This is a genomic window from Acinetobacter sp. 16, assembly GCF_033439925.1.
Taxonomy (GTDB): Bacteria; Pseudomonadota; Gammaproteobacteria; order Pseudomonadales; family Moraxellaceae; genus Acinetobacter; species Acinetobacter junii.
Genome location: NZ_CP137746.1, coordinates 3113022 through 3126954, shown reverse-complemented (window position 1 = coordinate 3126954; position 13933 = coordinate 3113022). Strand labels below are relative to the sequence as shown.

The 13933-nt window shown below is 40.4% G+C and carries 12 protein-coding genes; 11 read left to right on the top strand and 1 reads right to left on the bottom strand.

Annotated elements, in window-relative coordinates; all coding sequences use genetic code 11:
- Positions 1–198 precede the first annotated feature (198 nt).
- Genes rsmH through R2H34_RS15125 form a run of 7 tightly spaced genes read left to right on the top strand, consistent with a single transcriptional unit; the run spans position 199 to position 8204 of the window.
- Positions 199–1119, top strand: coding sequence for a 16S rRNA (cytosine(1402)-N(4))-methyltransferase RsmH (rsmH, locus tag R2H34_RS15155; RefSeq protein WP_004964621.1), 921 nt, complete (start codon positions 199–201; stop codon positions 1117–1119).
- Positions 1120–1121: 2 nt separating this feature from the next.
- Complete coding sequence (locus R2H34_RS15150) at positions 1122–1460, top strand: cell division protein FtsL (protein ID WP_004951532.1); 339 nt, start codon at positions 1122–1124, stop codon at positions 1458–1460.
- Positions 1461–1470: 10 nt separating this feature from the next.
- Positions 1471–3303: a penicillin-binding protein PBP3 gene (ftsI, locus tag R2H34_RS15145; RefSeq protein WP_087539642.1), complete on the top strand. Its 1833-nt coding sequence runs from the start codon at positions 1471–1473 to the stop codon at positions 3301–3303.
- A gap of 3 nt (positions 3304–3306) precedes the next feature.
- Positions 3307–4806 (top strand): UDP-N-acetylmuramoyl-L-alanyl-D-glutamate--2,6-diaminopimelate ligase, encoded by a 1500-nt coding sequence (locus tag R2H34_RS15140; protein WP_087539640.1) that lies wholly within the window; start codon positions 3307–3309, stop codon positions 4804–4806.
- An 8-nt stretch (positions 4807–4814) separates the two neighbouring features.
- Positions 4815–6212, top strand: coding sequence for a UDP-N-acetylmuramoyl-tripeptide--D-alanyl-D-alanine ligase (locus R2H34_RS15135; RefSeq protein WP_042891738.1), 1398 nt, complete (start codon positions 4815–4817; stop codon positions 6210–6212).
- The gene (gene mraY, locus R2H34_RS15130; protein WP_004909640.1) at positions 6213–7331 is read left to right on the top strand and encodes a phospho-N-acetylmuramoyl-pentapeptide-transferase; all 1119 of its coding nucleotides are present in this window, start codon (positions 6213–6215) and stop codon (positions 7329–7331) included.
- A gap of 54 nt (positions 7332–7385) precedes the next feature.
- Positions 7386–8204 carry a putative RNA methyltransferase gene (locus R2H34_RS15125; RefSeq protein WP_004964610.1) on the top strand — a complete coding sequence of 273 codons (819 nt, stop codon included), beginning with the start codon at positions 7386–7388 and terminating at the stop codon, positions 8202–8204.
- 14 nt (positions 8205–8218) lie between these two features.
- Here the strand turns inward: R2H34_RS15125 and ponA are convergent, their stop codons facing one another.
- Positions 8219–10798, bottom strand: coding sequence for a penicillin-binding protein PBP1a (ponA, locus tag R2H34_RS15120; RefSeq protein ID WP_087539638.1), 2580 nt, complete (start codon positions 10796–10798; stop codon positions 8219–8221).
- 162 nt (positions 10799–10960) lie between these two features.
- On the opposite strand from ponA, the gene R2H34_RS15115 reads away from it, so the two are divergent.
- Genes R2H34_RS15115 through R2H34_RS15100 form a run of 4 tightly spaced genes read left to right on the top strand, consistent with a single transcriptional unit; the run spans position 10961 to position 13927 of the window.
- The gene (locus R2H34_RS15115) at positions 10961–12019 is read left to right on the top strand and encodes a pilus assembly protein PilM (RefSeq protein ID WP_004951546.1); all 1059 of its coding nucleotides are present in this window, start codon (positions 10961–10963) and stop codon (positions 12017–12019) included.
- The gene (locus R2H34_RS15110) at positions 12019–12663 is read left to right on the top strand and encodes a PilN domain-containing protein (RefSeq protein WP_004909633.1); all 645 of its coding nucleotides are present in this window, start codon (positions 12019–12021) and stop codon (positions 12661–12663) included. The genes R2H34_RS15115 and R2H34_RS15110 overlap by 1 nt, the downstream gene beginning before the upstream one ends.
- Positions 12660–13400: a type 4a pilus biogenesis protein PilO gene (locus tag R2H34_RS15105; RefSeq protein WP_075696026.1), complete on the top strand. Its 741-nt coding sequence runs from the start codon at positions 12660–12662 to the stop codon at positions 13398–13400. Before R2H34_RS15110 ends, R2H34_RS15105 begins: the two co-directional genes overlap by 4 nt.
- Positions 13400–13927, top strand: a complete 528-nt coding sequence (locus R2H34_RS15100; protein WP_075696027.1) for a pilus assembly protein PilP — start codon at positions 13400–13402, stop codon at positions 13925–13927. The genes R2H34_RS15105 and R2H34_RS15100 overlap by 1 nt, the downstream gene beginning before the upstream one ends.
- Positions 13928–13933 lie beyond the last annotated feature (6 nt).

Genomic DNA, 13933 nt, shown 5'->3' with positions numbered 1-13933 from the left:
TCAATAAAGTTATATCAGCTCTCTAGTTAGTCGTGAAAAGCAAATATGTCGTGTATTTGCTTTTTTATTGGATGAAAAATGACAAGAAAACGGTTTTATCTATGGAAAGTTAAGAATTCTCTACAAAAAGTCGTTTGGTACTGGCATAAAACAAGGTGATAATGTGCAGTTACATTTTTAGCTGTTGATTCATTTCTTATGTCGCATATTTCTGTCTTACTTCATGAAACCGTTGATGGCGTATTGGCAGGTCGCGATACTGGCATTTATGTTGATGCCACGTTCGGTCGAGGTGGTCATACTAAACTTTTGCTTTCTAAATTAGATCAAAATGCACGAGTTTATGCATTTGATAAAGATCCTCAAGCGCTAGAAGTTGCTGCTCAATTAGAACAAGAAGATCCACGTTTTAAAATTATTCATGCCAGTTTTGCTGATCTTCAATCTGAATTAGCAAATATTGGGATTACTGAAGTCGATGGCATTATGGCAGATCTTGGAGTCTCTTCTCCTCAGTTAGATCAAGCAGAGCGTGGCTTCAGTTTTATGCAAAATGGACCATTGGATATGCGTATGGATAATTCAAAAGGTCCTACAGCAGCCGAGTGGTTACTAGAAATTGAAGAAGAAAAATTAGCGAATATTATTTATCAATATGGTGAAGAGCGTTATAGCCGCCGTATTGCTAAAGCGATTAAACAAGCAGGTGAGCTTACAACTACTGCGCAATTAGCCGAATTGGTGAAAACTGCGCATCCTAAATGGGAGAAGCATAAGCATCCTGCAACACGGACTTTTCAGGCAATCCGTATCGCAATTAACAAAGAACTAGAAGATATTGAGATATTTTTGCCGCAAGCTGTAGAATTACTCAAACCTAAAGGACAGTTGGCTGTGATTAGCTTCCATTCTTTAGAAGACCGCTTAATTAAGCAGTTTATCCAAAAAGAATCTACTTTAGCGGAGGATACGGGCTGGGGCATGCCTCAAGCTCAGATTGATACCCGTCGTTTGAAGAAGGTTTCTCGTATTCGTGCGAGTGAAGCAGAAGTAAAAGCAAATCCTCGTTCGCGTAGTGCTTGGTTGCGCGTGGCAGAGCGCTTAGAAAAGAAAGGCTAACAATGAACAACAAAAATGATGACGAAGTTGTATCGAACACCAAAAAAGGTCTAAAAAAAGTTGTTGTTTATGCGGTGTTAGTTGCATCAGTATTTATCAGCGCCATGATGGTGGTATTTCAGGTGTTTGAATATCGACATGATTATCGTGACCTGAGTGCTTATATGCGTGAAAGAGACGATTTGAATGCTGAATGGGGGCGTTTGCTGATCGAGCAACAAACCTTTGGTGCAACTGCACAGATTGGTTCACGTGCAGTAACGCAATTGCGTATGTTTTCACCTCCAGCTGCGCAAACCGTTGTGATTTCTTTACCTATGACTACAAAGCAAGATAAATAAGGCATGCTGTATGGCAGATAAGCGAAGTAAACCAATACGTAAAAAACAGCAGTCTATCTCAGAAAAGCCAACTTTAGCTTTGGATATGTGGCGCTTTTACCTGCTTTGGGGAACGGTGCTACTGTGCTTTGTTGTCTTGGTTGCGCGTGCATTTTATGTGCAGGTCGTTAATAAAGACTTTTTACAAAATAAAGTCAATGCCAATATTTTGCGGACTGAACGTCTAGAAGCAATGCGAGGTGTGATTAGTGATCGTCATGGTGTGCCTTTGGCGATTAGCACACCCATCATGAAAATTGTGATTGATCCACGTGATTATTGGGAGGCGAAGCATCTTTATGATGAAATTACAGCTGAACTCCAAAAAGACCCAACTAATCGTAAACTCAAACGCCAGTTACCTGATAAAAACTTAAATTTAGATGAATTAGCAGATGCTGTTGGTATTGATCGTAAAGATTTAAGAAAGCAGATGAATGATCGACCTCGTTCACGCTATTTAGTTTTACAAAAAGAAATTCCGCCTCAACAAGCTGATTTAATTGTTAAACGTAACTTTCAGGGTGTTTATGCTGAGAAAAGTTATAAGCGTTACTATCCACAACCTCAACCCAATGCGCAAATTATTGGTTTAACCAATAGTGAAGGTAAAGGGATTGAAGGCTTAGAGATGCAATTGAATAAGCAATTATCTGGAATGGACGGTGAGCAGAAAATCATCCGTGATAAAAAAGGTAATCGCTTAAAAGTTTCAGAAGTTATCAAAGAAGTTGAGTCTGGTGAAAATATCACACTAAGCATTGACTCTCGCCTACAGTACATCATGTATCGTGAATTGACTGCAGCAGGTGTTGCCAATAATGCACGTTCTGCGACGGCAATCGCTGTAGATGTAAAAACGGGTGAAATCTTGGCAATGACCAGTTGGCCGTCTTATAACCCGAATGATAAAAATGGTTTAGCCAATAAAGATGCGATGCGTAACCGTGGTGCGATCGATATGTTCGAACCGGGTTCAACGATGAAACCTTTTACTGTTGCCGCAGCATTAGAAAGTGGTAAATACACACCAAATACGATTGTAAATACTGCGCCAGGAACCATGCGTTTAGGTTGGCATACCATTCGTGATACCCATAATTATGGTGCTTTAACACTGACAGGTATTATTGTTAAATCTTCTAACGTTGGTTCCGCAAAATTAGCGCTATCTCTGCCTAAAGACGCTCTGCCTTCATTTTTCCGTCGTGTTGGATTTGGTCATCGTTCCGACGTTAAATTCCCTGGTGAGAGTGCAGGTTTACTTTATTCTGGAGATAAATTAAATCCTTCTCAATTAGGAACTATGGCCTATGGTTACGGATTGAATGCGACTATTTTGCAGTTAGCTCAAGGCTATGCAATGTTGGCAAATCATGGGGTTGAAATGCCACTCAGTCTGCGTAAGTTAGACAAAGCACCTGAAGGAAAACAGGTGCTTGATCCTAAAATTGCTGATCAAGTTTTGTTGATGTTAGAGCAGGTGACGATGCCAGGTGGTACTGCATTACAAGCCAACATTCCAGGATATCGTGTTGGTGGTAAAACAGGTACAGCACATAAATTACGTGCAGACCGTAAAGGCTATTCCAATAATGAATATCGTGCCTTGTTTGCAGGTGTTGCACCAGTTAGTGATCCTCGACTTGCCATGATTATTGTCGTTGAGAATCCACAGGGGCGTTATTATGGTGGTCTTGTTGCTGCTCCTGTTTTTGCTCGAATTATGCAAGAGTCATTGCGCTTATTAAACGTTCCTTTAGATAAACCTCTTGATACTCCACAAAATCCAATCCGTAGGTAGATTATGTCGATTACTTTTCAGCAGATACACCCAGTTAATATCGATGCGGTTTGGGTTTCACAGCCATTCAATGGCTTTTGTTTGGATAGCCGCAAGGTAGCCTCTGGGCAGATCTTTATCGCACTAAATAGCTATAGCCAACCTGAAAAGACCATTGAGTTTGCCCAAAAAGCTCTAGATTCAGGTGCGTTGGCTGTGATTAGCGAAAGTGCTTTAGGCTTAAAGAATGAGTGGGTGTGTCCCCAAGTGCGTTACTTGATGGGTGAATGGCAAAAGCAGTATCTACAAGTGAGTGAGCCTGTGCAAGCATTGCGGGGCGTTGCTGTAACGGGAACAAATGGCAAAACAACAATTTCACGTTTGGTGGCTGAGTTAATTAGTTCTCAAGGTTTGGGGTGTGCTGTTATGGGGACGACGGGTAATGGGATTTTACCTAATCTCACACCATCAACACATACGACCTTGGATGCCTTACAGTTGCAAACTGCATTACATGATTATGCGCAGCAAGGTGCCAAATTTGTTGCGCTTGAAGCGAGTTCTCATGGTCTAGAGCAAGGTCGTTTAAATGGTTGTGATATCGAAATTGCCGTATACAGTAATTTGAGTCGAGATCATTTGGATTACCATGGCACTTTAGAAGCTTATGCCGAAGCTAAAGCATTGTTATTCAAATTTGCTACTTTAAAAGCGGTCGTGATTAATCTAGATGATCAATATGCTTCTATTATGCTAAAAGCAGCAAAAAATAACCCTTCACAACCTAAAATTCTAACTTATTCTTTAACTCAAACTTCTGCTGATTATCATATTGCTGATTTACAGTATCGTCTGAGTGGGGCAAGTTTCACGCTGATCAGCCCTGTTGGAAGTTATGCGGTAAATAGTCCACTGCTGGGTCAGTTCAATGTTGAAAATCTTTTAGCTAGCTTAATTGCTGCGGAGTATGCAGGTTTTGATCTTGCTGACTTAGTGAAATTTGTACCCGAACTAAAAGGCGCACCTGGTCGTATGCAGGTGATCCAAGACCATGAACGTTTATTTGTGGTGGATTATGCGCATACACCTGATGCATTGATTCAAGTGTTGACCACTTTGAAACGCCACGTCACAGGTCAACTTTGGGCTGTTTTTGGTTGTGGTGGAGACAGAGATCGAGGAAAGCGCCCACTGATGACACAGGCAGCCCTTGATCATGCCAATCCAGTAGTGCTGACTTCAGATAATCCTCGAACTGAGAATCCAGAACAAATTTTTGCTGATATGAAGCATGGTGTTGATTTTGATGGTCATCAAATAGATGAAATTCATGATCGCCGTGAGGCAATTAAATTTGTGGTCAAGCAAGCACAGGCAGGCGATATTGTTGTGATTGCGGGTAAAGGACATGAAAATTATCAAGAAATCGATGGTGTAAGACATTGGTTTGATGATGTGGTTGAAGTACAGTCAGCAATCGCTGCACAATCACATGTTTTAGATTCAGCTTATCCTGCGCAATAGGGAATATTATGCATACCTCCACGACCAGTACAGTTCCATTAGAGCCTTGGACTCCAAAACAATTACAAGAAGCAACTCAAGGTGAATGGCTTCATGGCAATATTCCTCAAGGTGCAATAAAGCGAATTTTGACGGATTCACGTCATGCAGAAGTTGGCGATGTATTTCTTGCGCTGAAAGGTGAGCGTTTTGATGCTCATGATTTTGTGGCTCAGGTTGCGACTCAAGGCTGTCAAATTGCGATTGTAGAACATCCTATAGATGTTGATATTGCGCAATTGGTTGTTAAAGATACACGTTTAGCCTTGGGTGATCTAGGAGCCTATCGTCGTAAACAAAATGCACATCTGAAAGTGATTGCATTGACTGGAAGTAGTGGTAAGACAACAACTAAGGAAATGCTCGGGAGTATTCTCTCTCGTTTGGCACCGACGTTGATTACACGTGGCAATTTAAATAACGATTTGGGTGTCCCAATGATGTTGCTTGAATTGCGTAAAGAACATCAATACGCGGTTATGGAATTAGGTGCCAGTCACCAAGGTGAGATTGATTATACGTCTAATTTGGTTCAACCCCATGTCGCAGGAATCCTAAATATTGGTACTGCACATTTAGGTGAATTTGGAGGGCGTGAAGGAATCTGTCGTGCTAAATCTGAGATCTATGCGCACATTTTACCTCAAGGAGTAGCGATCGTTCCTGCTGCTGATGATTTTACTGCCAACATTAGAAATAGTGCTCAAGCACACTCAAATTTAAGCTTTGGTCAAGGTGGTGATGTTTACGCGACTCAGATCGAATTAAAGCCTCAATCTGTTCGATTTAATTTACATACCCCACAAGGTCAGCGTGTAGTTAATTTACCTTTTGCTGGTGAGCATAATGTTCAAAATGCAACGGCGGCTACAGCCTTTGCTTTGGCAATTGGTATCGAATTAGATGATATCGTAGAGGGTTTGGAACAGGCTCAGGGTGCGAAAGGGCGTTTGAATTTTATTCAACATCAAAACCATTTGTTCATCGATGACACTTATAATGCGAATCCTACTTCAATGCGTGCTGCTGCCCAAGTGCTTTTGCAACAACAAGGCCTCAAGGTCATGGTCATGGGTGATATTGGTGAGTTAGGTGATAGTAGTTGGCAAGAGCATCATGATTTAGGTCGCGATTTAGCTGCTTTAGCCTTGGATCAAATTGTTGTAGTGGGTGAATATGCAAATGCCGCATTACAAGGTTCATCCCACTCAGAAAAATTACACGCCTTTGCGACACAAGCAGAAGCTTTACCATTTTTAATTCAGTTAATTCAAACACATCAACCCCAGTCAATGAGTTTCCTCTTTAAAGGGTCTCGTTTTACCCACATGGAAACGTTGATGGCTGATTTGATGGAGAAAATCTAAATGTTGTTATGGTTATTTGAGCAACTGGCGGGCTATAACAGCTCATTTCAGGTTGTTCGTTATTTAACATTACGCTCGTTATTGAGCGTGTTAACTGCGCTTATGATTGGTTTGGTTTTAGGACCAATCATGATACGCAAGCTACAAGCTTTGAAATATGGTCAGGCAGTTAGCTCGTTTGCTCCAGAAAACCATGCTAAAAAAATGGGTACGCCAACGATGGGGGGAATCCTGATTCTGCTTTCAATTGGGATTAGTACGCTATTGTGGGCTGATCTTTCAAATCCTTATGTTTGGATTGTCCTAGGTGTCATGGTTGTCTTTGGTGCTGTTGGTTGGGCTGATGATTGGATTAAAATTCGTTATAAAGATAACGCTGGTTTACCTGCTCGTAAGAAGTTCTTTTGGACTTCGGTTGCATCTTTAGGAGCAGGTGTTGCGTTGTATGTTATTGCAAAGCAACAAGATAGTGTTGTGCATACAGCAAATATGCTGGATTTGCTTATTCCATTCTTTAAGAATCTTTCGATCCCACTTTCAGTTGTTCCTTTTGGATTAGCATTCATCGTATTTACTTATTTGGTAATCAATGGAGCGTCGAATGCCGTCAATCTAACTGATGGTTTAGATGGGTTAGCGATTATGCCGGTTGTTATGGTTGCTGCAGGTTTAGGCGTGTTTGCTTATTTGTCTGGTGACATTCGTTTTGCCAATTATTTGCATATTCCGTATGTAAAATATACTTCAGAGCTCGTGGTGATCTGTTCAGCAATGATCGGTGCTGGCTTAGCTTTCCTTTGGTATAATGCGCACCCTGCACAAGTCTTTATGGGTGATGTAGGAGCATTAGCACTAGGCGCAATGTTGGGTACAATTGCTGTGATGGTTCGACAAGAAATTGTTTTTGCTATTATGGGTGGTGTTTTCGTAATGGAAGCTGTTTCAGTTTTCTTGCAAATCGGATCCTTACGCATGCGGAATAAGCGTGTGTTCTTGATGGCACCTTTACACCATCATTATGAAAAGCAAGGTTGGAAAGAAACGCAAGTTGTTATCCGTTTCTGGATTATTACGATTTTCCTCGTTGTGCTAGGTTTAATGACGTTAAAATTACGTTAAGCGAAAATTCACAAAAAAGCTGGTGGATACCAGCTTTTTTTTTGGAGAAAATAAATGAGTTTGCTGATGTGTCCTGTCTGTCGACACTCATTGGATTTGGTTGAAAATTCATGGCGATGTGAAAATGGACATCATTATGATGTTGCTAAGCAAGGCTATGTCAATTTGCATGTGGTACAGCATAAACATAGTAAAAGCCCAGGGGATACAGCAGAATCAGTTTTGGCTAGACGTGAATTCTTGCAAAAAGGTTTTTATGCACCTCTTCAAAACGCTGTTGTTGAGTTGCTACAAACATTGCAGCCCAGTTCTATTTTGGATATTGGGTGTGGTGAAGGCTATTACACAAGTGCAATGCAAGGTTGTGCAAAAGTCTGTATCGGTGTTGATATTGCAAAAACAGCAGTACAACGAGCTGCAAAACTGAATAATAAAGTCACATGGGTTGTTGGCACAGGTGCTACATTGCCAGTGAGGGACTCTGTAATTGATGTTTGTAGCAGTCTTTTTAGTCCCATCCCGCAAAGTGAAATTGGGCGGGTATTAAAACCAGAAGGATATTTGATTGTAGTAACGCCTGCACCGAAGCACTTGTTTGCATTGCGAGAAGCATTATTTGAACAAGTGAATCTGCATGAACCACAAAAATTCGTCGATCAGTTAAATGATGAATTTGATTTAAAGCAAGCACAGGTTATAGAAGCGTCACTGCGATTGGAACAACAAGATTTGAAGAATCTTATTGCCATGACTCCTTATGCTTATAAGGCAAATCCTGAGCGTAGAGCACAATTAGAACAGCAAAATGAATTTGAGGTTACGGCTGCTTTTCAGATTTATTTATTTCAGAAAAGAAAGAAGCCATCAAATTGATGGCTTCGAATGAATTATTGTATTTGATTAATTAGGTTTTCAATTCCATCCCGTTCCTTTTTAGGCGCGGGGTTTTGTGAATCATTATTCATTGGAGGTGGTTGTCTATTTGCTGGAACAATAATTTGTTCTTCACCTGAAACATTTGTTCCTGGTAAATCAGAAAAATCATTCTCAACAGAGCGTGTTTGTGGTGCTGGTTCTGGGCGATACAATGGTCGAGCCAATGGTGGAGCGGCGCGATACTCTTTTTTATCTTCAGTTGATTGGATCTGTAGTTTATCTCGTGAAATTGGATCTTTAGCATTTTTATCTAAATGTACCCATGACGATGGTGTGTCTTTGAGTGCATTTGCCATGAATGTTGTCCAAATTGGTAGGGCTGCAACGCCACCGTATTCTCTACGACCTAATGTGCGTGGCTGATCAAAACCAACCCAAGCTACAGCAACTAACTTTCCATTAAAACCTGCGAACCAAGCATCTTTTGCATCATTGGTTGTACCTGTTTTACCACCTAAATCATCACGACCAATTTTAAGCGCTGCACGACCCGTACCATGTTGAATTACATCGCGTAAGATATTCGCCATATCATATGCTGAACTTGATTTTAATATACGTTGAGCTTGACGATAATCACTATTGGTTTTGGTGTCGACTGAAGATGTCGTTGTTTGTGCATCTGAAGCTGCGAGTGCGTTATCTAAAGATTCGTTAGTGATCTCTTTAGTTTTAGCTTCTTCTGCAGCTTGTTGTTCTGCATAAGCATTTGGATTGTTGATACACGGGATGCAGGCATATTCAGGTTTTGCCTCATAAATAACTTTACCTGTTGCATCTTCAATACGTTTGATGAAATGTGGTTGAATTCGATACCCACCATTTGCAAAAGTGGCATAACCAGTAGCCATTTGAATTGGTAATACCTGCGGTGTACCTAAGGCAATTGTGTAGTTGCGAGGAATCTGTTCTTCTTCTAAACCAAAGTCCATAAACAGCTGTCTAGCACGTTCAATTCCTACATTTTGCAATAAACGAACCGAGACCGTATTTCGAGAAAGGTAAAGCGCACGACGTAGAGGGATCATCCCAAGATAGCGTCCATCAGAGTTCTTTGGTGACCATTTCCCAATACGGATCGGGCTATCATTTACCATGCTATAGGGTGTCATACCTCGTTCTAAAGCGAGTGCATAAACAAAAGGTTTAATGGTCGAACCAGGTTGTCTCCAGCCTTGCACAGCACGGTTAAATTTCGATTGATAAAAATTATATCCGCCAACAACTGCTTCAATTGAGCCATCATTTGGGTTTAAAGCGATTAATTGCCCTTGAACTTTTGGAACTTGGACCAGTGACCAGGCTGATTTGTCTTCATTAGGACGTAAGCGGATAATGTCCTTTACCTTCACAATTTGGGATGCGCGAGAAGGCGCACCACCAACGCTATTCGCATTGCGATAAGGACGTGCCCATGACATGCCTGACCAATTTACGGTGACAGTCGAGCCATCTTGCATCAAAGCTTCAAATGAATTGGTATTTACTTTGGTTACTTGCGCTGGAAAAGTATTTGCATAAGCCATAAATTGATTAAGTGGTTTGTCGTGATCTTCAGGACCACGCCAGCCATGTCGTCGATCATAGGCCTCTAAACCATCTTGAATGGATTGTTCGGCGAATTTTTGTTTGTTGCTATCAATCGTTGTGTAAACTTTATAACCAGAATCAATCGCTTGTTCACCAAAATGTCCTACGAGTTCAGAACGAACCATTTCACCGACGTAAGGATGAATATTACTCACAGAGCGATCAATCATATTGAGATTGATCGGTTCAGCAACTGCTTTTTGATACTGTGATTGATTGATGTAACCTAGCTGTAACATTCGACCTAAAATCCAGTTACGACGCTCTAAAGCACGTTCAGGATTTACGACTGGATTGTATTTCGATGGTGCCTTAGGTAAACCAGCAATCATCGCCATTTGAGCGATACTGAGTTGATCTAAATTTTTGTTGTAATAAATTCTGGCTGCCGCAGCAATTCCATAGGCATTTTTACCTAAAAATATCTTATTTACATATGAACTTAAGATTTCTTGTTTGGTTAGATTTTGCTCTATTTTTCGTGCTAAAAATACTTCGGTAAGCTTACGCTTAAGTGTCCTTTCTGGGCTTAAATAATAGTTTTTCGCAACCTGCATGGTGATTGTTGAGCCACCAGTTTGCACGTCAGAACCTGTAATTGATTCAGTGAGTGCTCGACCTAAACCTTTGAAACTGATGCCATTATGTTCGAAGAAAGAGGAGTCTTCCGCTGCTAAAAAAGCATGAATAAATGTAGGGGGGATTTGCTCATATTGAACTGGAATGGATAGCTTCCCACCATATTCTGCAATTAACTTATTATCAGCTGTATACACCTGTAATGGCTTCAATAATGGCGCTTTTTTAAGAGAGCTCATATCTGGCAAAGAGGGTGCTAGATAGAGATACATGCCATAAAAACCCATTGGAAGTGAGACTAAGATAATAATAAGCATCAAAAAAAATGGGCGAACAATGCCAGAACTGGATAGCTTTTTCATAATAAGTAAGTTTTAATAAGAGCGAATGGCAAACTAATTGTGGTCAGTATATCCTTTAGACATACGGATTGTTAGATGAGATATTGTATCCGTATAAATTAAAGACCAAAACAAATTAGTGTGTTGTATTTTTGGGGATAAAAAAATAAATAGGAAAGTACTGTGCTCAGGTTATATCGTAAACCAAATAAGGGGTTAGTGGGTGTCGATATTAGTTCGACAACTGTTAAGTTATTGGAACTCTCTGTTAAGAACGGTCGATATTGGGTTGAAAGTTATGCATTGATGCCACTACCTGAAAATAGTGTGGTTGAGAAAAGCATTTTAAACCCAGAAGCAGTTGGCGACGCGCTTGAACGAGTTGTTAATCTTGCAAACCCTCACACTACCAATGTGGCTATTGCCGTGCCTACTTCGATGGTCATTAATAAGATCATCGAGATGGATGCTGACATGACGGATGATGAACGGGAAGTTCAAATTCGTATGGATGCAGAGCAATATATTCCATTCCCATTAGATGAAGTTAGTTTAGACTTTGAAGTCTTAGCTGATCGATTGGCCAATCCTAATCGTGTCAATGTGTTATTAGTCGCTACGCGTACTGAGAATGTCGATTCACGTGTTGAAGTTCTTGAACTAGCAGGTCTAAAGGCAAAGATTGCTGAAGTCGAAAGTTATGCTATGGAACGTGCTTTTAGTGTATTCGCTGATACGCTACCTATGGGTGCGAATACAGTGGGTATTCTAGATATTGGGCATACGATGACGACGTTATCGGTCATGCAAAAAGGTAAAATTATCTATACTCGTGAGCAAGTGTTTGGTGGAAAACAACTTACTCAAGACGTTCAAAATCGTTATGGTTTATCTTTTGAAGAAGCTGGTCGAGCTAAAAAAGAAAGAAGTTTGCCAGATGATTACGATACCGAAGTTTTAGAACCATTTCTTGATGCAGTTGTACAACAAGCTGCACGTTCGCTGCAATTCTTTTTCTCATCATCTCAATTTAATGAGATTGACCACATCCTGTTAGCAGGTGGTAATGCCAATATTCCAGGTCTAGCTAAACTGCTGCAACAAAAGCTAGGTTATCGAGTAACGATTGCCAACCCATTTTTACAAATGGGCTTTTCTCCCCAAATCGATATCAAAAAAATAGAAAATGATGCCTCATCCTTGATGGTGGCATGTGGATTAGCATTGAGGAGTTTTGATTAATGGCAAAGATTAACTTACTCCCTTGGCGTGATGAGCTAAGAGAACAACGAAAGAAACAATTTATTGCATATTGTGTAGGGGTTGCTGCATTAGGTGTGGCATCGGTTTTGGCAGGATGGGGTTATCTTGATTACAAATTAAATGATCAAGAACAAGCGAACCAACTGATTGTGAGCACAAATCAAAATCTTGATGCTCAATTAAAATCCTTAGATGGCTTGCAAGAGCGACGTAATGCAATTATTGAACGGATGAAACTCATTCAAGGTTTGCAAGGTCAAAGACCTGTCGCTGTACGTTTAATCGATGAATTGGTGCGAGTTACTCCGCCTACCATGTATTTGACTAAATTTACACGTACAGGCGATAAGTTCACGATTGAAGGTAAAGCTGAAAGTCCAAACACAGTAGCTGAATTACTGAGAAATCTTGAAGCATCACCTTGGTATCGCAACGCTTTTATGAATTCCTTTTTAGCGGCTGAAGAGAAAAAAGACAAAACCGTCAGCTCGCTTATACCTCGTATTGAAGAAAACTATGGAAGTTTTGTTGTAACTGTTGATCTTGGTGAAATAGGTACAACAGTTGAAGCTGACCCATTAGCAGAAACGGTCGCATCAGGAACAGTGGGGGCAGCACAATGAGTCAAGAAGAATTAAATGAACTCAATCAAGATGTTGCTGTAAAGAAAAAGAAAATGACAGTAGAGCAATTCTTTCAGCAATTTAATACGCTTGATATGAATAATTACGGTAGCTGGCCGCTATCTGTAAAAGTGACATGTTGGATTTTTGTTTTTTTAGCTGTTTTAGCGCTTGGTTACTTTGTTGTTATTAAATCTCAGCTTGAGCGTATTGCTAATGAAGAGGCTAAAGAGCAAAGTTTATTGAATGAATTTAGAGAAAAAGACTCTAAATTGCGTAATTTGCAGCGTTACCAAGCTCAGTTACAAGAAATGGAAGCTAATTTTAATCAGCAACTAGAACAATTGCCGAAAGAAACTGAGATTCCAAGTTTGGTTGAAGATATTAACTTGACTGGTGTGAATTCGGGGTTGAAGTTTAAGAATATTCGCCTAGAAAATGAGGTTAAGCAAGAATTCTTTATTGAACAACCGATTAGTATTGAAGCAACTGGCGATTATCATGCATTTGGAGCATTTGCTACGGGTATTGCGGCATTGCCTCGAATTGTAACTTTACATGATTTCACGGTTGAAGCATCACAAGATACGACGAAGAAGTCAGATATTCCTGTTGTAAATTACTCCGTTAAGGCAAAGACCTACCGTTATGTGGGTGCTGATGATGCAGCAAATACTGAGGTTGGAGCGGCGGTACCTCCTCAGAATAATCCACCTAGTCAAGGAGGAACTAACTAATGAATAATTGTAAATTATTGTTTAGTTTTATGGCTGGGCTTGTTTTGGTTGGATGTGATTCAAAAATTGATGCTGTAAACCAAAAAATGGCTGAAATTCGGAACGAACCTACTTTACCTATTGAGCCAGCACCAGTATTTAGTCCCGTACCATTATTTAACTATTCAGCACATCAATTGAAAAGTCCATTTATGCCAAGCTCATTGGCGGCTGAGTTGAAAATAATGGCGGGTAAACAGGTTTATCCAAATTTCAATCGTCAACCGCAACCACTTGAAAGTTATGCGTTGGAATCCCTAAATATGAAGGGTAGCATGCGTGGTAAAACAAATGAAACGATAGCACTGATTCAGACCCCGGACCGACAAATTGAGCGGGTGCAGGTTGGAAATTACTTAGGAATGAATCAAGGTCGAGTGGTAAAAATTAGTCCGACTCAAATTGATTTGGTGGAAATTGTACCAGATGGGCGTGATGGTTATGTGGAGAGACCAAGAACACTCGTTCTAATTGGTATGGCACCATAAAATTAA